We start from the raw sequence: 21967 nt of genomic DNA, 5'->3' as shown, positions 1-21967 counted from the left end.
TTATGTATCATAAATACAAAAACGTAGAGTTAGTAAAACCAAGCGGTCTTGAATTAAAAGATCGTTTAGTTAGTGTAAATCGTGTTACTAAAGTTACAAAAGGTGGTAGAGCTTTCGGGTTCTCTGCAATTGTAGTAGTAGGAGACGAAAACGGAGTGGTTGGTCACGGATTAGGAAAATCTAAAGATGTTTCTGAAGCTATTGCTAAAGCAGTAGAAGATGCAAAGAAAAACTTAGTTAGAATTCCTTTAAGTGGACAATCTGTACCTCACGAGCAAAAAGGTAAATTTGGTGGAGCAAGAGTATTTTTAATGCCAGCTTCTCATGGTACCGGAGTAATCGCGGGTGGTGCTGTTCGTTCAGTTCTTGAATCTGTAGGTATTCACGATGTATTGTCAAAATCTCAAGGATCTTCAAACCCTCACAATGTGGTAAAAGCAACTTTCGATGCTTTATTACAAATGAGAAGTGCGCTTACTGTAGCGAAACAAAGAGGAGTATCTTTAGAGAAAGTATTCAAAGGTTAATTCAAGGAAATTATGGCTAAGATATTAGTAAAACAAGTAAGAAGCAAAATCAATTGTCCTCAGGATCAAAAGAGAACAATGGAAGCTTTAGGTCTTCGTAAAATGGGACAAGTTGTTGAGCACGATGCAAGTCCTGCTGTCCTTGGAATGGTAAATAAAGTTAAACACTTAGTTTCTGTAGAAGAAACTAAATAACAAATAACTGTTATGAATTTAAGTAATTTACAGCCAGCTGAAGGGTCAACACATAATCAAAATAAAAGATTAGGTAGAGGAGAAGGTTCTGGTAAAGGTGGTACCGCTGCACGTGGACACAAAGGAGCTAAATCTCGTTCTGGATATTCTAAAAAGATTGGATTTGAAGGAGGGCAAATGCCACTTCAAAGACGTGTGCCTAAGTTTGGTTTCAAAAACATCAACAGAGTAGAATACCAAGGATTAAACCTTGATACATTACAAGCTCTAGTTGATAACGGAATTGTAACCGATACTGTAGATTTCGCTACAATCGTTGCAAACCGTTTAGCTACTAAAACTGAAGTTGTTAAAATTTTAGGTAGAGGTGAGCTTAAAGCAAAATTAAAAGTAAGTGCACACAAATTTACTGCTACTGCAAAAGCTGCTATCGAAGCTGCTGGAGGAGAAGCTATAGAATTATAATTTTCTGAAAACGATGAAAAAATTTATTGAATCGATTCAAAACGTTTGGAAAATTGAGGAACTAAGAAACAGAATCCTAATTACATTAGGATTTCTGTTAGTTTATCGTTTTGGTGCTCAAGTAACACTTCCAGGAATAGACGCGACTAAATTACAAGGATTGACTAATCAAACCGATAAAGGTATTGGTTGGTTAATTGACGTATTTACAGGTGGTGCCTTTTCTCAGGCTTCTGTGTTTGCTTTGGGGATCATGCCTTATATTTCTGCTTCTATTGTAGTTCAGTTAATGGGAATTGCGATTCCTTATTTACAAAAACTTCAAAAAGAAGGAGAAAGCGGAAGAAAAAAAATGAACCAAATCACAAGATGGTTAACAATCGGAATTACATTAGTACAAGGTCCTGGTTATATTTATAACTTATACCGTACGTTACCGGCTGATGCTTTCTTATTAGGATTTAATTCATTCTCTTTCTTATTCTCATCAGTAATTATTTTAACTACAGGAACAATTTTTGCAATGTGGTTAGGAGAAAAAATTACCGATAAAGGTATTGGAAACGGTATTTCTCTATTAATTTTAGTAGGTATCGTAGCTCGTTTACCGCAAGCATTTACACAAGAATTTTCTTCTGCTGTTTCTCAAAACAACGGTGGAATTATGAAAATAGTAGTTGAAATCATTGTATGGTTATTGATTATTATTGCCTGTGTTTTAATGACAATGGCTGTAAGAAGAGTAGCGGTTCAGTATGCACGCCGTACGGTATCGGGTGACTTAGAAAGCGATTTGACAGGAGGAAACAGACAGTTTATTCCTTTAAAATTAAACGCTTCTGGAGTTATGCCAATCATTTTTGCGCAAGCAATCATGTTCATACCTGCTGCCGTTGCTGGAATGTCAAGCTCAGAAACAGCACAATCCATTAGTACAAGATTTCAAAACATATTCGGTTGGGAGTATAATTTGTTATTCGCGTTTTTAATCGTAATTTTTACTTACTTTTACACCGCTATTACAATCCCTACCAACAGAATGGCTGATGATTTGAAAAGAAGTGGTGGTTTTATTCCAGGGGTTAAACCAGGAGTTGAAACAGGCGACTTTTTAGATAAAGTGATGTCTTTAATTACATTCCCAGGGTCATTATTCCTTGCTTTACTTGCTGTGTTCCCAGCAATTGTAGTTAGTGTAATGGGTGTTCAAGCACAATGGGCCTTGTTTTTTGGAGGTACATCATTGTTGATTTTGGTTGGAGTAGCAATTGATACCATTCAACAAATTAATTCATACTTGTTAAACCAACATTATGATGGATTAATGAAGACTGGTAAAAACAGAAAAGCAGTAGCTTAATATGGCAAAACAATCAGCAATAGAACAAGACGGATCAATCATTGAAGCATTATCAAATGCAATGTTCCGTGTTGAATTAGAAAACGGGCATATCGTAATTGCTCACATCTCTGGAAAAATGCGTATGCATTACATCAAATTATTACCTGGTGATAAAGTGAAACTAGAAATGAGCCCATACGATTTGTCAAAAGCAAGAATTACTTATAGATACTAAACTAATATGAAAGTAAGAGCATCAGTAAAGAAACGTAGTGCCGAGTGCATTATCGTTCGCAGAAAAGGAAGATTATACGTTATTAACAAAAAGAATCCTAGATTTAAACAAAGACAAGGATAATTATGGCAAGAATAGCAGGGGTAGATATACCTAAAAACAAAAGAGGAGTTATCGCTTTAACTTATATCTTCGGAATTGGAAAAAGCAGAGCTATTGAGATTTTAGAAAAAGCTCAAGTAAGTCAAGACAAAAAAGTTCAAGATTGGAATGATGACGAAATCGGAGCAATCCGTGACGCGGTATCATACTATAAAATTGAAGGAGAATTACGTTCTGAAACTTCATTAAACATCAAACGTTTAATGGATATCGGATGCTACAGAGGTATCCGTCACAGATCAGGTCTTCCTTTAAGAGGTCAAAGAACTAAAAACAATTCTAGAACTAGAAAAGGTAAAAGAAAAACTGTTGCTAACAAGAAAAAAGCAACTAAATAATAAGTAGTAATATGGCGAAGGCAAATACAAAAAAACGTAAAGTTGTAGTTGAGTCAACTGGTGAAGCTCATATTAGTGCAACTTTTAACAACATCATCATTTCGTTAACCAACAAAAAAGGTGAAGTTGTTTCTTGGTCATCAGCTGGTAAAATGGGCTTCAGAGGTTCTAAAAAGAATACTCCGTATGCAGCTCAAATGGCCGCTGAAGATTGTTCAAAAGTTGCGTTAGAGGCTGGTCTTAAAAAAGTAAAAGTTTTTGTAAAAGGACCAGGAAACGGTAGAGAATCTGCTATCCGTTCTATCCACAACTCAGGAATTGAAGTAACAGAAATCATTGACGTTACTCCAATGCCACACAACGGATGTCGTCCTCCTAAAAGACGTAGAGTGTAATGTTTGTTGAATTTATTTCAACATCTTTATAATTTAATTTTTAAGTATAACTAGGTTGGCTTAAGATTACGAAGGATTTATTAGACCTGAATTCATAATCTCAACCTTAAACAATTTTTTAAAATGGCAAGATATACTGGTCCAAGTACAAGAATTGCTCGTAAATTTGGCGAAGCAATCTTCGGTGATGACAAATCATTCGAAAGAAGAAATTACCCTCCTGGTCAACACGGGATGGCAAAAAAAAGAGGTAAAAAATCTGAATATGCAATCCAGTTAATGGAAAAGCAAAAAGCTAAATATTCTTATGGAATTTTAGAAAAACAATTCAGAAACTTATTCGAAAAAGCAGCAGCTTCTAAAGGTGTAACTGGTGAAATCCTTTTACAATTATGTGAAGCACGTTTAGACAACGTTGTTTTCAGAATGGGTGTAGCACCATCAAGAAGAGCTGCTAGACAAATTGTATCTCACAGACATATTACTGTAAATGGTGAAGTGGTTAACGTTCCTTCTTACCATTTAAAACCTGGTGACAAAGTTGCTGTTCGTGAAAAATCTAAATCTTTAGAAGCTATCGAACGTTCTTTAGCTGCATCTTCTCACGTTTATGAGTGGATTACTTGGAATAATGATACTAAAGAAGGTACTTTCGTATCTGTTCCACAAAGACTTCAAATTCCGGAGAACATTAAAGAACAACTAATCGTCGAATTGTACAACAAATAATAATTGACATCAGTCGAAATTTATGGCAATATTTAATTTTCAGAAGCCCGATAAAGTTATCATGATCGATTCTAACGATTTTGAAGGTAAGTTTGAATTCAGACCTTTAGAACCGGGATACGGATTGACTGTTGGTAATGCACTTAGAAGAGTTTTACTTTCTGCTCTTGAGGGATACGCGATTACATCTATCAGAATTGATGGTGTAGATCACGAATTCTCTACTATTTCTGGAGTGGTGGAAGACGTAACTGAAATTATCCTTAACTTAAAGCAAGTACGTTTAAAACGTCAAATTGAAGATATCGATAACGAATCAGTTTCTATTTCATTGACAGGAAAAGATCAAATTACCGCTGGTGATTTCCAAAAATTCATTTCTGGATTTCAAGTGTTAAACCCAGAATTGGTTATTTGTAATCTTGACAGTAAAGTAAACCTTAACATGGAAATGACTATCGAGAAAGGTCGTGGTTATGTTCCTGCTGAGGAAAACAAAAAACAAAATGCTGCAATCGGTACTATCTTTACAGACTCAATCTTTACTCCGGTAAAGAATGTGAAGTATGCAATTGAAAACTTCCGTGTAGAGCAAAAAACGGATTATGAAAAATTAGTTTTCGAAATCAAAACTGATGGATCAATTCATCCTAAAGATGCCTTAACTGAAGCTGCAAAAGTATTAATTCACCATTTTATGTTATTCTCTGATGAGAGAATTACTTTGGAAGCTGATGAAATAGCTCAAACAGAGTCTTACGACGAAGAATCATTGCATATGAGACAATTGCTTAAAACTAAGCTTGTCGATATGGATTTATCAGTAAGAGCCTTAAATTGCTTAAAAGCAGCTGAAGTTGATACATTAGGTGACTTAGTATCGTTCAATAAAAATGACTTAATGAAGTTCCGTAACTTCGGTAAAAAATCATTAACAGAGCTTGATGAATTAGTAGCCAACAAGAATTTAACATTCGGAATGGACTTAGCAAAATACAAATTAGATAAAGAATAAATTACTTCATATTTTGCTCTCCAAAGCGGATTGTAGCAAGATGAAGGTTTAAACAAATACGTCATGAGACACGGAAAAAAATTCAACCACTTAAGCAGACAAACGGGACATAGAAAAGCTATGTTAGCGAATATGGCTTGTTCTCTTATCGAGCACAAACGTATCAACACCACTGTTGCTAAAGCTAAAGCACTTAAACAATTTGTTGAGCCGCTTATTACAAAATCAAAAGAAGATACTACTCACAACCGTCGTATCGTTTTCGCTTACTTACGCAGCAAATATGCGGTAACTGATTTATTCAGAGACGTAGCGGCTAAAGTTGGTGATCGTCCAGGAGGTTACACTCGTATCATCAAGTTAGGAAATCGTTTAGGAGATAATGCGGATATGGCAATGATCGAATTAGTAGATTTCAACGAATTATACAACGGAGGTAAAAAAGAAGAGAAAAAAGCTAAAAGCCGTCGTGGTGGAAAAGCTAAAAAAGCTGAGGCAGCTCCTGAAGCTCCAGCAGCAACTTCTGAAGAATCTACTGACGCTGCAGAATAATATGAATCTTGCTTCATAAATATTAAGGATAAACTTTTTGAGTTTATCCTTTTTTTTTGAATAAATTTGCCAAACTAAAAATAACAATGCAACACACAACAAAACAACAAGCTATATTACTACTAGCTGACGGTACCATTTTTCACGGGAAATCTATTGGAATTAGCGGAACTACTTTCGGAGAGGTTTGCTTCAATACCGGAACTACAGGCTATCAAGAAATTTTTACCGATCCTTCTTATTTCGGACAAATCATGGTGGCGACCAATGCGCACATCGGAAATTACGGAGTAAACGCAGAGGAAGTAGAATCGGACAAAATCATGATTTCAGGTTTGGTTTGTAAAAACTTCTCAGTCAATCATTCCCGCCCTGATTCTGAAAGTAACTTGTTTGATTATTTTCAAAAACAGAATTTGGTTTGTATTTCTGATGTCGATACCCGTGCGCTTGTAAGTTATATTCGTGATAACGGAGCGCAAAATGCAGTGATTTCTACTGATGGAACTTCTGTGGAAGAATTGAAAAAACAATTGGCTCAAGTACCCGATATGAAAGGATTGGAGTTGGCTTCAAAAGTATCTACCAAACAACCTTATTTCTTTGGAAATGAAAACGCTACTCATAAAATTTCTGCTTTAGATTTGGGAATCAAAACCAATATTCTTAGAAATTTAGCCAAAAGAGATTGTTATATAAAAGTATTCCCTTTTGATGCCAAATATGAAGAATTAAAAGCATTCAATCCAGATGGCTATTTCTTGTCTAACGGACCTGGTGATCCAGACCCTTTAGAAAGTGCTATTTCAGTAGCAAAAGAAATTATTGCGAACAACCATCCATTATTCGGAATTTGTTTAGGACACCAAGTTATTGCTTTGGCGAATGGCGTTTCTACTTATAAAATGTTTAATGGTCACCGCGGCATTAATCATCCGGTGAAAAATCTAATTTCTGGTAAAGGGGAGATTACCTCTCAAAATCACGGTTTTGCTGTAAATAGAGAAGAATTAGACCAACATCACGAATTGGAAATTACACACGAACATTTAAACGACGGTACTGTAGCAGGGATGCGAATGAAATCTAAAAACTGTTTTTCGGTACAATACCATCCAGAAGCAAGTCCAGGACCACACGATTCCTCTTATTTGTTTGATCAATTTGTAGAAAATATCAAATCGGCGAAAAACTAAAACGTTATCGTTAATAACAATTACATTTTTGTCTGTTTACATTTAAATGGAATAGGTAAATTTGTTGCAATTCAAAATTTATAAAAATCTTAAATCTAATATAGAAATGAGCATAATAATTAAAATACACGCAAGACAAATTCTTGATTCAAGAGGAAACCCAACCATTGAAGTGGATGTAGTAACGGATAACGGAATTTTAGGCCGTGCAGCGGTACCATCTGGAGCTTCAACGGGGGAGCACGAAGCGGTAGAATTACGTGACGGCGGGAAAGCTTTCATGGGTAAAGGAGTGTTAAAAGCAGTTGAAAACGTAAATACTTTAATTGCTGAAGAATTATTGGGAACTTCAGTTTTTGAACAAAATTTAATTGATAAAACCATGATTGATTTGGATGGAACGCCAAACAAATCGAAATTGGGTGCTAACGCTATTTTAGGGGTTTCTTTAGCGGTAGCTAAAGCAGCAGCAAACGAGTTAGGATTGCCTTTGTACCGATATATTGGAGGTGTTTCTGCCAATACCTTACCGGTACCCATGATGAATATTATCAATGGTGGTTCGCATTCTGATGCGCCAATTGCTTTTCAAGAGTTTATGATTATGCCGGTTAAGGCTACGTCATTTACGCACGCGATGCAAATGGGAACAGAGATTTTTCACAATTTAAAGAAAGTGTTACACGATAGAAATCTTTCTACGGCTGTAGGGGATGAAGGTGGTTTTGCTCCGAATTTAGCAGGTGGAACAGAAGATGCTTTAGATTCTATCAAATTAGCGGTTACGAATGCGGGTTACACTTTTGGCGATGACATTATGATTGCTTTAGATTGTGCAGCTTCGGAATTCTATGTAGATGGAAAATACGATTACACAAAATTTGAAGGCGCTGGAGGAAAAATCAGAACGTCAGAAGAACAAGCCGATTATTTGGCAGAATTAGCAGCAAAATATCCAATTGTTTCCATTGAAGACGGAATGTATGAAGACGATTGGAAAGGATGGAAATATTTGACAGAAAAAATCGGAAATAAAGTGCAATTAGTGGGTGATGATTTATTCGTAACTAATGTTGACAGATTGTCTCGCGGAATTAAGGAAGGGATTGCCAATTCCATTTTAGTAAAAGTAAATCAAATTGGTACCTTAACTGAAACCATTGCAGCGGTAAATATGGCACACAACGCTGGGTATACTTCGGTAATGTCACACCGTTCGGGAGAAACAGAAGACAACACAATTGCCGATTTAGCCGTAGCTTTAAACTGTGGACAAATCAAAACAGGTTCGGCTTCTCGCTCGGATCGTATGGCTAAATACAATCAATTATTACGCATTGAAGAAGAATTAGCTGATGTTGCCTATTTTCCTGGTAAAAATGCTTTTAAAGTGAAATAATATTCATTGAATAAATAATGACACCCGTTAGTTTTAAATTAACGGGTGTTTTTTTATTCCAAAATTGTATCGTTCTCTTTTAAAAAGTAGTGTATTAAAAAATAAAAAGAAAGGATATAACAAAAGATACTCGTAAACCTAAGGAAATCTAATTTGTAATAATAATAGTAAATACCATAAAAAAGCTCACACATGATGGTGATTAAAGCATAAATTATTAAATAGGTGTTTTTTTGATTGGGTTTGGCTAAATAGGCATAAGCAGCACTAAACACAAAAGTAATTAAAATGGCATCGTACACTAAAATCACTTTGTACAACTCAAAGGAACTGTCAAAAACAATAAGTGAAGATATATACAGTATACACGCTAGGAAAATGAAGGTTAACAAAATGGAGGTGTAATTCTCTTTATCAATGATGTATAGTTTTTTATGCCTTAATTCTTTGATTAATTGTAGCAGCAACATACAGTAAGCTAGAAAATTGAAAAATAAAACATAAACAAAATAGTCAAAGCCTTCCAATAAGTTGATTACTCCCGATATGAGAAAGAAGATTAAAATAATACAGTTGTAATAATTGATATTTTTCCTGCTTTCTTCTATATAATAAAAACTAATTGCGCCGATGAATAAAGGTTTTGCAAAATAGGAGGTATACGTCCAATCCATAAAAGTGGATAGGAAATACAAAATTCCAAAAATAAAGTACAACCTAAGATGTGATTTTAAAATATTCATGTCGGCAAATCATTGGTCAGAATACAACCAAAGGAATAAATATTGTAGTACAAAATTAACATATTTATATGTATTAGCTTCAAAATAAGTGAATTGTCTTTCTTTTTGGAAATAGAATTGCAAATGTCTTTAAAGTAGTAAATGTAAATTTATGACCTAATGAAAAAACTTGGCGAAGTTTCAAGAAGATTTTTGTTTTTTATCAAAGATTTAACGAAAACGTTTCAGTAAAACTTTTTTATTTAATACATAATTTCATAGATTTGTTAAATTATATATTTTAGATTAAATCCCAAGTTATATTATGTCAAAAACAGCAATAGTAGAAATTGATGGCAACAAGTATGAACTTCCAGTAATGGTTGGAAGTGAGAACGAAACCGCTATCGATATTAGTAAATTAAGAGATTTATCAGGAGCCATTACTTACGATCCAGGATACAAGAATTCAGGCGTTTGTAAAAGTGATATTACTTTTTTAGATGGTGAGGAAGGAATTCTTCGTTACCGTGGATATTCTATTGAAGATTTAGCGGATAAAGCAGATTTTCTTGAAGTATCGTATTTAGTAATTTTTGGTGAATTACCTACTAAAGCACAACTAGAACACTTCGAAACCAATATTCGAAAATATACTTTAGTAAATGAAGAAATGAAAAACATCATTGATGGTTTTCCAAAAACAGCCCATCCAATGGGAGTGTTGTCTTCGTTAACAAGTGCGTTAACAGCGTTTAATCCAAAAGTGGTAAACGTTGAAAACGAAAAAGAAATGTATGAGGCTATTTGCAAAACCATGGGTAAATTCTTGGTATTAGCAACTTGGACCTACAGAAAATCGATGGGATACCCATTAAATTATTATGACAACACCAAAGGCTATGTAGAAAACTTCATGCGTTTGATGTTTGAATTACCTACAGGACCATACAAAATCAATCCAACTGTTGTTGCGGCGTTGGATAAATTATTTATCCTTCATGCCGATCACGAGCAAAACTGTTCGACTTCAACTGTTAGAATGGTAGGTTCTTCTCATGCTGGATTGTTTGCTTCAATTTCAGCCGGAGTTTCTGCGCTTTGGGGACCACTTCACGGTGGTGCTAACCAAGCGGTACTTGAAATGTTAGAAGCGATTCAAAAAGATGGTGGTGATGCCGATAAGTACTTAGCAAAAGCAAAAGACAAAAATGACGAGTTCCGTTTGATGGGATTCGGACACCGAGTATACAAAAACTTCGATCCGCGTGCTAAAATCATCAAAAAAGCAGCCGATGAAGTATTAGCAGAACTAGGAGTAAACGATCCAATTTTGGCAATTGCTAAAAAATTAGAAGAATCGGCGTTGGTTGATCCTTATTTCGTAGAAAGAAAATTATATCCAAACGTAGATTTCTACTCGGGAATTATTTACCGTGCTTTAGGAATTCCAACCGATATGTTTACGGTATTATTCGCAATTGGTCGTCTTCCGGGTTGGATCGCACAATGGAAAGAAATGCGTGTTAACAAAGAGCCAATCGGTCGTCCACGTCAAGTTTATACTGGACATCCGTTACGTGATTTTGCGCCAATGGACAAAAGATAATTTCAAAAATTAAATACCAAGAAAGCTTCTCTTTTAGAGAGGCTTTTTTTTTATATTTGTGAACAAACTAAACGATCAAATAGTTTTTAAACTATAGCATCAAATCAACAATTTATGAGTACAAATGTTACTTTTTTAATTAATAAATCAGAAATTACAGCAGGGACACGTGGTGCATCTTTGGGGCCAGATGCCATTATAACAGCTGCAAGAAAAAGAGGGAGTTTTATTTTTGGTGAAAATGCCATCGATAAAATTCAAAATGTAAATGGATATCTAGATAAACAAACCAATTTTCCGTTTGCCAAACGAATTGACGGATTGCTTGCCATTTACGAAGAGCTGAATGCCAAAATGATTACCCTTTTAAAAGGAAATACTTTTCCAATTATTTTAGCCGCCGATCACGGTTCTGCGGGTGGAACGATTGCCGGAATCAAATCGGCTTTCCCTGATAAACGATTGGGTGCGGTTTGGATTGATGCACATGCTGATATCCATACGCCTTATACCACGCCATCTGGAAATATGCACGGAATGCCTTTGGCTTCGGTGATGAATATTGACAATCTAGAGTGTAAGATTAACGATATCGATTCGGAAACGGAAACGTTATGGAATCAATTGAAAAATGTGGGGAATACCCTTCAAAAAATTCATCCTGATGATGTGGTTTATGTAGCCGTTCGCGATACAGAAGAGCAGGAAGAAGCGGTCATCAATCAATTCGGAATGAAGTGGTTTACCGTGCAGGATGTCAGAACAAAAGGAGTGCAAGCCATTGTAGACGGAATCCAAGAAAGACTAAAAGATTGTGATATTATTTACGTAACTTTCGATGTCGATTCAATGGATCCGAATTTAACCTCACATGGAACGGGAACTCCGGTGCCAAATGGAATTACACCACAAGAAGCGAAGGAATTAATGGTAGCCATGTCAACACTTCCTAAAACCATTTGTGTCGAAATTGTGGAAGTAAATCCGTGTCTTGACGAAAAAGAAAACACCATGGCAGAAGTCACCCTTGATATTCTTGAAGCGGTAACCAATGCAATAAAAAACAAATAAAATGAATCAAACCACCAATGCAATCTTGATGATTCGTCCGGTAGCTTTCCGTATGAATGAGCAAACGTCTGTTAATAATTACTACCAAAAAGTACTTGACGGATTATTGCCAGCTACTGTAAATGCCAAAGCCCAACAAGAATTTGATGCTTTTGTAGAAAAATTAAGGTCGGTTGGAGTAGAAGTTACGGTTGTTGATGATTCGAAAGATTCGGATACTCCCGACAGTGTTTTTCCAAACAATTGGATTTCGTTTCATGAGAATGGCGATGTGGCTTTGTATCCTATGTTTGCCGAAAACAGAAGATTGGAACGTCGCGAAGAAATTTTAGATTTATTAGAAGAAAAAGGATTCGTTATTGAAAATGTAGTCGATTATACTTCGGCAGAAGACGATAATATCTTTTTGGAAGGTACAGGAAGTATCGTTTTAGACCGACAAAACGGGAAAGCCTATTGCGCTTTGTCTTCTCGAGCCGATGAGGAATTGTTTATCGAGTTTTGTGAAGATTTCGAATTTACGCCCGTTATTTTTGAAGCGTTTCAAACCGTACATGGAGAGCGTAAATTGATTTACCATACCAATGTCATGATGACCATTGGAGAAACTTTTGCAGTGATTTGTGCCGATAGTATCGATGATAAAAAAGAACGCAAAATGGTCTTGGATAGTTTGCGTGGCGATGATAAAGAAGTAATTCTGATCACAGAAGAACAAGTGAATAACTTTGCCGGAAATATGTTGGAAGTTAAAGGTGCCGACGATAGAAGGTATTTGGTAATGAGCTCTTCTGCTTATAGCAGTTTAACTAAAAAACAAATTGCACAACTGGAAGAACATGTGACGATTTTGCATGCTTCATTAGACACTATTGAAGCCTGTGGGGGCGGAAGTGCTCGTTGTATGATGGCTGAAATATTTTTGCCTAACGAATAAAAGGCAAATGAACTAAAACAAAAAATCCGAGTACTACTCGGATTTTTTTTATTTTAAAATGTGACTGACTTCAATAATTTTTAATACGGCATTTACGATATACTGAATTCCAATGGCAATGACAAAGAAACCAACAATTCTTGAGATCGCTACAATTCCGGATTCTCCAAGGTATTTCACTAAATAATGTGCGCTATTTAATACTAAATAAATCGAAAGTGCCACCGCCAAAATGGCGCCAATGGCAATACTTATAGCAGCTATATTGTTGTGTTCTTGATAAAAAGCAATTAATAATGAAATGGAACCCGGTCCTGCCAATAAAGGCATGGCTAAAGGTGTTAAGGCGATAGCTTGTTTTTCTTGCGCTTCGCTTTCTACTTTTTTATTAATTCCTTTGCGTTTTTTGACTTTCCCAGAAAGTAATCCAAAACCAGAATTCGCAATAATAAGACCACCAGCGATTCGCAAGGCTTCCAAACTAATTCCGAAAAAACGCAGTACATATTCACCAATAAAATAAGAAACTACTAATATAATAAACACATTGATGGCGGTCCATAATGCGGTTTTATTTAACTCAGGTTTGGTATAGTCTTGTGTTAATCCCACAAAGACCGGAATGGCACCAATCGGGTTTAATACAGAGAATAAGGCGGCGAAAATGTAAAAGAATAAATCCATGGTTTTTTTACAAAATTATTGGTTTGAAATGCTATAAAATTTATTAAAATGTTAAATATAGATAAATTTACCTAAAGCTACAATTTTGAGTACTTTTGTAAAAAATAAATACAAAATGAACAATAAAAAAACGGTAGTACTGGGTGCTTCCACAAAACCAGATCGTTATGCTTTTATGGCGGTTACTAATCTAGTTGAAAAAGGGCATTCGGTAATTGCAATTGGTCAAAATACGGGGGAAGTAGCTGGAATTAAAATCAATACGAAGCAAATTCCGCTTTCTAATATCAATACCGTGACGTTGTATCTTAATCCAACACGTCAACGCGACTATTATAACTACATTTTGGAAACCAAACCCAAACGAGTGATTTTTAATCCGGGTACCGAAAATCCTGAGTTTTATCAGTTGCTAAAAGCCAACGGAATTAAAGTAGAAGTCGCTTGTACCTTGGTGTTGTTGGCTACTAATCAGTATTAAAATGAGGAGCTAATCCCGCTATCCATTTCAATCTGTCATTGCGAGGAACGTTGTAATCTCACAAAGAGCATTCGGTTTTCGCAAAGACAGGATTTCCATTGCTATCGGGGCTATTTAGAATCTGGTTTCTCCCGTCGCTGGCTTACTAATACACAATAACCCAATAAAAGTAATCAATCCGTTGATGATGATTAATTCTTCCGCAATCGTATAGCCTCCTAACCATTCTGCAGAATAAGTCGAAATAAAATAACATATTATTGGCGAAATCAAACAAATAAACGGCACCAGTTTGTCGTTCACCGTTTTGGTTTTCATAAACAATCCAAAAGCGTACAAACCTAAAAGTGGACCGTAAGTATACGATGCGATTTTAAAAATCATTTTCACTACCGATGCATCATTTACAGCATTAAAAAACACAATCACTAAAAACATTAAAAAGGAAAAGCCAATGTGAACCAGGTGTCTTGTTTTAACAATGTTCGGATTGTTAATGTTTTCACTTTTTTCCATTCCTAAAAAGTCGACACAAAAAGATGTGGTCAAGGCTGTTAAAGCCGAATCAGTTGTGGCAAATGTGGCTGCGGTTAATCCCAATAAAAAAACAATAGCGGGAATTAAACCCAACGATTTTAAGGCTATTTCTGGGAATAAAAAGTCGGTTCGTGCCACATCATCCACCATAGGAACTGAAATTCCGTTTTTCTCAGCATACATATACAATAAAGCTCCAACACTCAAGAAAAATATATTTATGATCACAAAGATTCCCGTAAAAGTGAACATGTTTTTTTGGGCTTCGCCAATATTGGCACAACTTAAATTTTTCTGCATTAAATCTTGATCAAGACCAACCATCGCAATAGTTACGAATATTCCACCCAAAATTTGTTTCCAAAAATAATTCCCTTTTAAAAAGTCGTCAAAAAAGAAAATTTTAGAATAGTTGCTTTCCTTTACGGTTTCAAATGCTTGTATTACCCCCAAATCAAGACTTTTGCAAATAAAGAAAATGGTTAAAAATACAGAGGAAACCAAAAAGAAAGTTTGTAAAGTATCAGTGATAATAATGGTTTTTAATCCTCCTTTGTAAGTATAAGCAAAAATCAATAAAAGTGATAGGAAAACGGTAACGGTAAAAGGGATTCCGTAATAATCAAACACATAACGTTGCAAAACAATCACAACCAAATACAATCGAAAAGCCGAACCAATAGTACGACTGATTAAGAAAATTGAAGCGGCTGTTTTATAACTGGTCTTTCCTAATCGTTGCTCGATGTATCCATAGATGGAAGTTAAGTTCATACGGTAATACAAAGGAAGTAAAACCGTTGCTACTACGATAAAACCAATGGCATTTCCCAATACGAACTGAAAATATTTAAACTGTAAATCAGGATTTCCAACTTCGCCCGGTACCGAAATAAAAGTCACACCTGAAAGTGCTGTTCCAATCATCCCGAAAGCAACCAAGTACCATTTTGAATTTTTATTGGCTTTAAAAAAAGCGTCATTTCCACTGTCATTTTTACTCATGACATGAGAAATGAAAAATAATAATCCAAAATAAATGATGATTAGCGTTAAAATGGCAAATGGCGTCATGGGTTTTCGTTTTTATGGTGCCAATTTACATAAATAATCTTCAAATTTTCAAATTAAGTAATTTTCAAATTAACTACTTTTGCCGTATGGATTTTTCTTCAAAATTATTAGAACGTGCCGTAAATGAAATGGCCCAATTGCCCGGAATAGGCAAGCGTACGGCATTGCGATTACTACTTCATTTGTTAAAACAACCTTTGGAACAAACTGATTTTTTAGCAAAGTCTTTGTTGCAAATGCGGGAAGAAATTAAGTTTTGCAAGTCCTGTCATAATATTTCCGATGTTGAGGTTTGTGAAATTTGCTCAAATCAAAACAGAAATCACAACATTATTTGCGTTGTGGAAGACATTCGCGATGTCATGGCTATTGAAAATACGGGGCAATTTCGAGGGATTTATCACGTCCTTGGAGGGAAAATTTCTCCCATTGATGGGGTAGGACCAAGTCAGTTGAATATCGCAACTTTGGTGGATAAAGTAAAAATGAGCGAAGTAGAAGAAATTATATTCGCGTTAAGCTCAACAATGGAAGGCGATACCACCAATTTTTATATTTACAAGCAACTAAAAGATTTTGATATAAAAACATCAACGATAGCTAGAGGAATTTCAGTTGGTGACGAATTAGAATATGCTGATGAAGTTACTTTAGGAAGAAGTATTGTAAACCGAATTCCATTTGAGAATTCTTTAAAAAGCAATTGATTGAATTTATTAGGTTTAAGGTTTTATAATTAAAAATGAAAAACTATATTTGTTTCCCAAATTAGTCTTAAAAATGTATAAAATATATAGTTTCTTGTGTGTTCTTTATTTGATGTTAATGACATCGTGCATTAGTCATAAAGATATCGTTTATCTGCAAGGAGATTCAAAAAAAGAGCAAGGCTCAGTAGAACAAACCAGTCAAAAACCCTATAGAGTTCAGTCGAATGATGTTATTTCTATTAAGATAAAAGCCTTAGATCAAAAGTTAGTCGAAATGTTTAATGTTTCCACAACGGGTGCAAGTCCAACTTCGGCAGATGGTTTGTATTTTGATGGATACACTGTTGATGATCATGGGAATGTTAGAATCCCTGTTTTGGGAGAAGTTGCTGTTTTAGGACTTACACTTGATGAAATTAGGGTTAAAATTGAAAAGCAATTATTGTCAGACTATTTTAATAAAGAGGCTGATATTTTTGTTATTGCAAAATTGGCAGGATTACGATATACCATAAACGGTGAGATTGTTTCGCCAGGGACAAAATCAATATTACAAGAAAAAGTAACGATATTAGAAGCTATAGCCAATAGTGGTGATGTAACAATTACTGGCGATCGAAAAGATGTTGTCATTGTTAGGCAACTGCCACACGGTACCGAAATGTATTCGGTAGATTTAACCAGCGCGGCAATTTTAAAATCGCCTTACTATTATATTCAACCCAACGATTACATTTATGTAAAACCCATAAAACAGAAGACTTGGGGGTTTGGAACCAATGGCCTGCAATCGTTTACCACCATATTGAGTGCATTAACTTTGGTGATTACAACTTATTTGTTAATCAATAGATAATCAATTAAATGCTTGATACAAAAGATTTTTCATTTTTCGAAGCCCAAAATAACTTCGACTTTAAAGCTTTTTTTACAAAAATTTTGGGTCATTGGCCATGGTTTTTAATAAGCTTAATTATTGCATTTACAATTGCTTATCAGGTCAATGTTCGTAAGCAAAAAATTTGGGGAGTTAATACTACAATTGCTTTTAAAGAGGAAAATAATCCTTTTTTTACTTCCAATACTAGTTTGGTTTTTAATTGGGGTGGAACTTCCGATCAAGTACAAACCTTAATGACTACAATAAAATCACGTTCGCATAACGAAATGGTGGTTAAAGATTTAAAATTTTATATTGAATATTTGCGTCAAGGGAAATATAATATTGAGGATGCATATGGTGCAGTTCCTTTTGTGATACATCCCAATACCAATATGCCGCAATTGGAAGGCTATTTGATTACTATCAAATTTATTAGTCCAACCGTTTATGAAATGAGTATCGATTTCGAAAGTGAATCGGCGCCATTGTATAATTATCAAACTGAAACTGCCAGTACTTGTCTAGTACCAATTGGGTTGTTTAAAAAGCAATATAGAATTGGTCAACAAGTGGCTTTGCCATTTTTGCATTTCAAATTGCAATTGACAAAAAACCCTGGTTATTATGAAGGTTCCTCTCATCTTATTCGCTTTGCTAATTTCAATGGAATAGTTAATACTTTTAAAAATTTAGATATCGTAAACGATGCCAGAGCCTCTGCAATTCTTGATTTAAAATTGGAAGGTACCAACAAGGCTAGAATGGTTGATTACCTTAATGGAACAGTTAATTATTTAATTAAGAGGCAACTGCAGGCTAAAAATCAATTTGCAACCAATACCATTGCATTTATAGATAGCACCTTGATTGCTATGGAAGGGCAATTGAAAAATACCGAAGACGAATTAAAAGATTTTAGCAAGGGTAAAAATATTTTTGAAGTTGAAATGGGGGGTGGGAAATATACGGACCAAGTTTCCAATCTCGATTTAGAAAAGGATTTATTGAACCGAAAAATTTCCTATTACAATACGCTACGATCTTATTTAGTAAATAGTGTCGATTTTTCGAAGCTTCCTGCTCCATCAGTGGCGGGAATAGACGATCCCAATATCCTCACGAATGTAGGGAAACTGACCGCTTTGTCTACCGAACGTTCGGAATTAGCCTACACCTTGAAAAACGATAAAAAATTTAAAGATTTTGACGCACAAATGGATGCGTTGAAAAAAGTCTTAATTGAAAATATTGCTTCTGCAAAAGCAGTTATTCAAAATGATTTAGGGGTCGTAAACAGAAAAATTGCACAAATAGAAGGTAATATTAGGAGGCTTCCTGAACAACAGCAGGAATTAGTGAAAATCAATCGAAAGTACGATTTAAATAAAAGTATCTATAATAGTTTTCTTGAAAAAAGAAGTGAAGCTGATATTGTTAAAGCAGCCAACCTTTCTGATATACAATTTATAGATCCAGCAAAAGATACTGGTGGCGGATTGTTAGGTCCAAAAACAAACGTAAATTATGTGTTAGCATTGTTTTTAGGATTGTTAATTCCTCTTGCAATGGTTTTTGCGGTAACAATTGTTGATAGTACCATTAAAAATACAGACGATATCGTAAAAATGACCAAAATTCCAATTTTAGGAGTAGTTGGTAAAAAGAATACTAAAAATAACCTAGCTGTATTTGAAAAACCTAAATCGGCTTTGGCTGAAAGTTTCAGAGCCGTTCGTTCTTCATTGCAATTTTTATACAAACAACAAAAACAAACTGGGACAAAAACGCTTATGCTTACCTCGTCAATCAGTGGAGAAGGTAAAACATTCTGTTCGATGAATATTGCAACGGTTTTTGCATTAAGTGAAAAAAGAACTGTTATTGTTGGTTTGGATTTACGAAAACCTAAGATATTTCAAGATTTTGAAATTAATAATGAAGTAGGAGTGGTAAATTACCTGATTGGTCAAAAGTCATTGGATGAAATTATTTCAAAAACTCATATTCCGTTTTTAGATGTTATTCCGTCAGGACCCATTCCGCCAAACCCTGCCGAATTAATTATGGGAGATAGTATGAAGGAAATGATTGAAGAATTAAAGACCAAATACGATTACATCATTTTGGATACACCTCCAGTAGGATTAGTGGCCGATGCACTCGAGCTTACTCCATATTGTGACGCGACCATTTATGTGGTACGCCAAAATGTAACTAAAAAAGAAATGCTTTCTCTAGTAAATAATAAGCACAAAAGAGGCGAATTAAATAATATTAGTATTCTTTTTAACGGATTTGAAAATAAAGCAAAATATGGTTACGGCTACGGTTATGGTTATGGCTATGGTTATGGTAGTTATGCCAACGGCTATCATGATGTAGACGATTCGGGAATGACAATTGGAAGATTTATTAAAAAAATCTGGAATGGTATTAGAGATGGTCGAAAAAAATAAAATATTAATTACAGGAGGTGCAGGATTTATAGGTTCTAATCTCTGTGACTATTTTTTATCAAAAGAGTATGAAGTGGTTTGTTTGGATAATTTTGCAACAGGCCATAGAAAAAATATAGAACATAATCTTTCTAATCCAAATTTTAAATTAATAGAAGGAGATATTCGTCATTACGATACCTGTGTCAGTGCCCTTGTTGGAATTGATTATGTATTGCATCAAGCAGCTTTAGGTTCGGTTCCAAGATCTATTAAAGATCCCATTACTTCTAATGAAGTTAACGTTACCGGATTTTTGAATATGTTGCAGGCCTCTAAAGAAGCTGGCGTAAAACGTTTTGTGTATGCTGCCAGTTCGTCTACTTATGGCGATTCGGAAGCACTACCTAAAGTGGAAGATAAAATAGGGAAACCTTTATCACCCTACGCTATTACTAAATATGTAAATGAGTTGTATGCTGAAATATTTGGTAGAACTTATGGAATAGAAACAATTGGATTGCGTTATTTTAATGTGTTTGGAAGAAATCAAGATCCAAATGGTGCCTATGCTGCCGTAATTCCAAAGTTTGTGATGCAGTTAATGAAATATGAAAGTCCCGTGATTAACGGTGACGGTAATTATTCAAGGGATTTTACTTATATTGATAATGTCATTCAAATGAACGAGTTGGCTATGTTGACTCAAAATCCTGAAGCTATAAATACAGTTTTTAATACGGCTTATGGAGATAGAACAACATTAAATCAACTAATTCATTGTTTGCAATCCGAATTATCAAATTATAATGCTAAAATTGCAGAGGTAAAAATAATGTATGGCCCAAACAGAGCAGGAGATATCCCGCATTCTTTGGCTAGTATAGAAAAAGGTAAAAAAATATTGGGTTATACTCCTCAATTTTCACTTCAAGAAGGTTTGAAAGAAGCAGTTAAGTGGTATTGGGAAAATTTGGAAAAAGAAAAATGAAAATAGGAGTTATAGGATTGGGTTATGTGGGTTTGCCTCTAGCTAGATTGTTTGCAACCAAATATAATGTGGTTGGGTTTGATATTAATCAAAATCGAGTAAACGAACTAAATCAAGGTAAAGATTTTACATTAGAAATCAGCGAAGAGTTATTGAAATCCGTTTTGAAATCTTCTCATTCGAAGGAAACGGGATTGTTTTGCTCGACTTCTTTAGATGATATCAAAGATTGTAACTATTATGTAGTTACGGTGCCAACTCCTGTTGATAAAAATAATAAACCCGATTTAAATCCTTTATACAAATCGAGTGAAACCGTAGGGAAAGTGTTGAAAAAAGGAGATATTGTAATCTATGAATCAACCGTTTATCCTGGTGTGACTGAAGAAGAATGTGTGCCTGTTTTAGAAAAAATAAGTGGACTAAAATTTAATGTGGATTTCTTTGCTGGATATTCGCCTGAACGAATTAATCCTGGAGATAAAGAGCACACAGTTGAAAAAATTCTTAAAGTAACCTCCGGTTCCACTCCTGAAATAGGAAGAAAAGTAGACGATTTATATAAATCGGTGATTACGGCAGGAACACATCTTGCTCCCACAATTAAGGTGGCTGAAGCCGCAAAAGTGATTGAAAATTCGCAGCGAGATATTAATATCGCTTTTGTGAATGAATTGGCTAAAATTTTCAATGTACTTGATATCGATACTAGTGATGTACTAGAGGCGGCGGGGACTAAATGGAATTTTTTACCGTTCAAACCCGGTCTTGTTGGCGGACATTGTATTGGGGTTGATCCTTATTATTTGGCGCAAAAAGCGCAAGAAATGGGGTATCATCCTGAAATAATATTAGCAGGCAGACGCCTCAATGATAGTATGGGAGAGTATGTTGCTTCTCAAGTGGTTAAATTGATGATAAAAAAGGGTATTACGGTTAATAACGCCGAAATTTTAATGCTTGGCATTGCTTTTAAAGAAAATTGCCCAGATGTTCGTAATACCAAAATAGTAGATGTAATTGCTTCACTAAAAGAATATGGTGTAACTGTTACTATTTACGATCCTTGGGTAAATGTAGCAGAAGTGAAACATGAATACGATCTTGAAGCTGTAAATAAAATACCAAATGCTAAATTCGATGCTATTGTTTTAGGAGTTGCTCACAAGGAATTTATCAATTTGGATTTTGAATCATTAAAGAAAAAAAATGCAATTTTATACGACGTAAAAGGAGTTTTAGGAAGCCAAGTCGATGGAAAATTGTAAATTTGCAATTCGTTA

General features: G+C 35.0%; 25 protein-coding genes. 22 read left to right on the top strand and 3 right to left on the bottom strand.

The window, feature by feature from the left end:
• Positions 1-2: 2 nt before the first annotated feature.
• The 13 genes from rpsE to eno all read left to right on the top strand — a co-directional run bounded on the left by rpsE (position 3) and on the right by eno (position 8550).
• The gene (gene rpsE, locus EQG63_RS10050; protein ID WP_129436242.1) at positions 3-527 is read left to right on the top strand and encodes a 30S ribosomal protein S5; all 525 of its coding nucleotides are present in this window, start codon (positions 3-5) and stop codon (positions 525-527) included.
• Between the two features lie 12 nt (positions 528-539).
• Entirely contained in the window at positions 540-722 is a 183-nt protein-coding gene (rpmD, locus tag EQG63_RS10045) for a 50S ribosomal protein L30 (RefSeq protein WP_129436241.1), read from the top strand.
• 12 nt (positions 723-734) lie between these two features.
• On the top strand, positions 735-1187 hold the full coding sequence (gene rplO / locus EQG63_RS10040) for a 50S ribosomal protein L15 (protein WP_129436240.1): 453 nt from the start codon (positions 735-737) through the stop codon (positions 1185-1187).
• A gap of 13 nt (positions 1188-1200) precedes the next feature.
• Positions 1201-2547: a preprotein translocase subunit SecY gene (gene secY / locus EQG63_RS10035; RefSeq protein WP_129436239.1), complete on the top strand. Its 1347-nt coding sequence runs from the start codon at positions 1201-1203 to the stop codon at positions 2545-2547.
• Position 2548: 1 nt separating this feature from the next.
• A complete protein-coding gene (gene infA / locus EQG63_RS10030) occupies positions 2549-2764 on the top strand; it encodes a translation initiation factor IF-1 (protein WP_007136545.1) in 216 nt (71 codons plus the stop codon).
• A gap of 6 nt (positions 2765-2770) precedes the next feature.
• Complete coding sequence (gene ykgO, locus EQG63_RS10025; protein ID WP_002987490.1) at positions 2771-2887, top strand: type B 50S ribosomal protein L36; 117 nt, start codon at positions 2771-2773, stop codon at positions 2885-2887.
• A 2-nt stretch (positions 2888-2889) separates the two neighbouring features.
• Entirely contained in the window at positions 2890-3264 is a 375-nt protein-coding gene (gene rpsM / locus EQG63_RS10020) for a 30S ribosomal protein S13 (RefSeq protein ID WP_129436238.1), read from the top strand.
• A gap of 11 nt (positions 3265-3275) precedes the next feature.
• Positions 3276-3659: a 30S ribosomal protein S11 gene (rpsK, locus tag EQG63_RS10015; protein ID WP_129436237.1), complete on the top strand. Its 384-nt coding sequence runs from the start codon at positions 3276-3278 to the stop codon at positions 3657-3659.
• A 123-nt stretch (positions 3660-3782) separates the two neighbouring features.
• Entirely contained in the window at positions 3783-4388 is a 606-nt protein-coding gene (gene rpsD / locus EQG63_RS10010; protein WP_129436236.1) for a 30S ribosomal protein S4, read from the top strand.
• 22 nt (positions 4389-4410) lie between these two features.
• Complete coding sequence (locus tag EQG63_RS10005; protein WP_129436235.1) at positions 4411-5403, top strand: DNA-directed RNA polymerase subunit alpha; 993 nt, start codon at positions 4411-4413, stop codon at positions 5401-5403.
• A gap of 63 nt (positions 5404-5466) precedes the next feature.
• Entirely contained in the window at positions 5467-5955 is a 489-nt protein-coding gene (gene rplQ / locus EQG63_RS10000; protein ID WP_129436234.1) for a 50S ribosomal protein L17, read from the top strand.
• 86 nt (positions 5956-6041) lie between these two features.
• Positions 6042-7151 carry a glutamine-hydrolyzing carbamoyl-phosphate synthase small subunit gene (carA, locus tag EQG63_RS09995; RefSeq protein ID WP_129436233.1) on the top strand — a complete coding sequence of 370 codons (1110 nt, stop codon included), beginning with the start codon at positions 6042-6044 and terminating at the stop codon, positions 7149-7151.
• Positions 7152-7257: 106 nt separating this feature from the next.
• Positions 7258-8550: a phosphopyruvate hydratase gene (gene eno / locus EQG63_RS09990; protein WP_129436232.1), complete on the top strand. Its 1293-nt coding sequence runs from the start codon at positions 7258-7260 to the stop codon at positions 8548-8550.
• Between the two features lie 53 nt (positions 8551-8603).
• Here eno and EQG63_RS09985 read toward each other — a convergent pair whose 3' ends face one another.
• Positions 8604-9293, bottom strand: coding sequence for a hypothetical protein (locus tag EQG63_RS09985; RefSeq protein WP_129436231.1), 690 nt, complete (start codon positions 9291-9293; stop codon positions 8604-8606).
• 304 nt (positions 9294-9597) lie between these two features.
• Here EQG63_RS09985 and EQG63_RS09980 point away from each other — a divergent pair, with 304 nt between their 5' ends.
• The 3 genes from EQG63_RS09980 to ctlX all read left to right on the top strand — a co-directional run bounded on the left by EQG63_RS09980 (position 9598) and on the right by ctlX (position 12889).
• Entirely contained in the window at positions 9598-10881 is a 1284-nt protein-coding gene (locus EQG63_RS09980; RefSeq protein ID WP_129436230.1) for a citrate synthase, read from the top strand.
• A gap of 114 nt (positions 10882-10995) precedes the next feature.
• Positions 10996-11952, top strand: a complete 957-nt coding sequence (locus tag EQG63_RS09975) for an arginase (protein WP_129436229.1) — start codon at positions 10996-10998, stop codon at positions 11950-11952.
• 1 nt (position 11953) lies between these two features.
• Positions 11954-12889 carry a citrulline utilization hydrolase CtlX gene (gene ctlX, locus EQG63_RS09970; protein WP_129436228.1) on the top strand — a complete coding sequence of 312 codons (936 nt, stop codon included), beginning with the start codon at positions 11954-11956 and terminating at the stop codon, positions 12887-12889.
• Positions 12890-12937: 48 nt separating this feature from the next.
• On the opposite strand, the gene EQG63_RS09965 is transcribed toward ctlX, so the two are convergent.
• Entirely contained in the window at positions 12938-13573 is a 636-nt protein-coding gene (locus EQG63_RS09965; protein ID WP_129436227.1) for a MarC family NAAT transporter, read from the bottom strand.
• 115 nt (positions 13574-13688) lie between these two features.
• Here EQG63_RS09965 and EQG63_RS09960 point away from each other — a divergent pair, with 115 nt between their 5' ends.
• A complete protein-coding gene (locus tag EQG63_RS09960; protein ID WP_129436226.1) occupies positions 13689-14054 on the top strand; it encodes a CoA-binding protein in 366 nt (121 codons plus the stop codon).
• 114 nt (positions 14055-14168) lie between these two features.
• On the opposite strand, the gene EQG63_RS09955 is transcribed toward EQG63_RS09960, so the two are convergent.
• Complete coding sequence (locus EQG63_RS09955; RefSeq protein ID WP_129436225.1) at positions 14169-15665, bottom strand: sodium:solute symporter; 1497 nt, start codon at positions 15663-15665, stop codon at positions 14169-14171.
• Positions 15666-15751: 86 nt separating this feature from the next.
• Between EQG63_RS09955 and recR the strand changes: the two genes are divergently transcribed.
• The 5 genes from recR (at position 15752) to EQG63_RS09930 (ending at position 21952) form a co-directional block, all read left to right on the top strand.
• Positions 15752-16372 carry a recombination mediator RecR gene (recR, locus tag EQG63_RS09950; RefSeq protein ID WP_129436224.1) on the top strand — a complete coding sequence of 207 codons (621 nt, stop codon included), beginning with the start codon at positions 15752-15754 and terminating at the stop codon, positions 16370-16372.
• A gap of 73 nt (positions 16373-16445) precedes the next feature.
• A complete protein-coding gene (locus EQG63_RS09945) occupies positions 16446-17231 on the top strand; it encodes a polysaccharide biosynthesis/export family protein (protein ID WP_129436223.1) in 786 nt (261 codons plus the stop codon).
• Between the two features lie 8 nt (positions 17232-17239).
• Positions 17240-19714, top strand: coding sequence for a polysaccharide biosynthesis tyrosine autokinase (locus EQG63_RS09940; protein ID WP_129436222.1), 2475 nt, complete (start codon positions 17240-17242; stop codon positions 19712-19714).
• Complete coding sequence (locus tag EQG63_RS09935) at positions 19686-20684, top strand: SDR family oxidoreductase (protein WP_164974497.1); 999 nt, start codon at positions 19686-19688, stop codon at positions 20682-20684. The genes EQG63_RS09940 and EQG63_RS09935 overlap by 29 nt, the downstream gene beginning before the upstream one ends.
• Positions 20681-21952 (top strand): nucleotide sugar dehydrogenase, encoded by a 1272-nt coding sequence (locus EQG63_RS09930; protein WP_129436221.1) that lies wholly within the window; start codon positions 20681-20683, stop codon positions 21950-21952. Before EQG63_RS09935 ends, EQG63_RS09930 begins: the two co-directional genes overlap by 4 nt.
• The last annotated feature ends 15 nt before the right edge of the window (positions 21953-21967 follow it).

The organism is Flavobacterium amnicola (assembly GCF_004122165.1).
Classification (GTDB): domain Bacteria; phylum Bacteroidota; class Bacteroidia; order Flavobacteriales; family Flavobacteriaceae; genus Flavobacterium; species Flavobacterium amnicola.
Note: the sequence above shows the minus strand (reverse complement) of the source record. Positions and strands in the feature narration are given on the sequence as shown.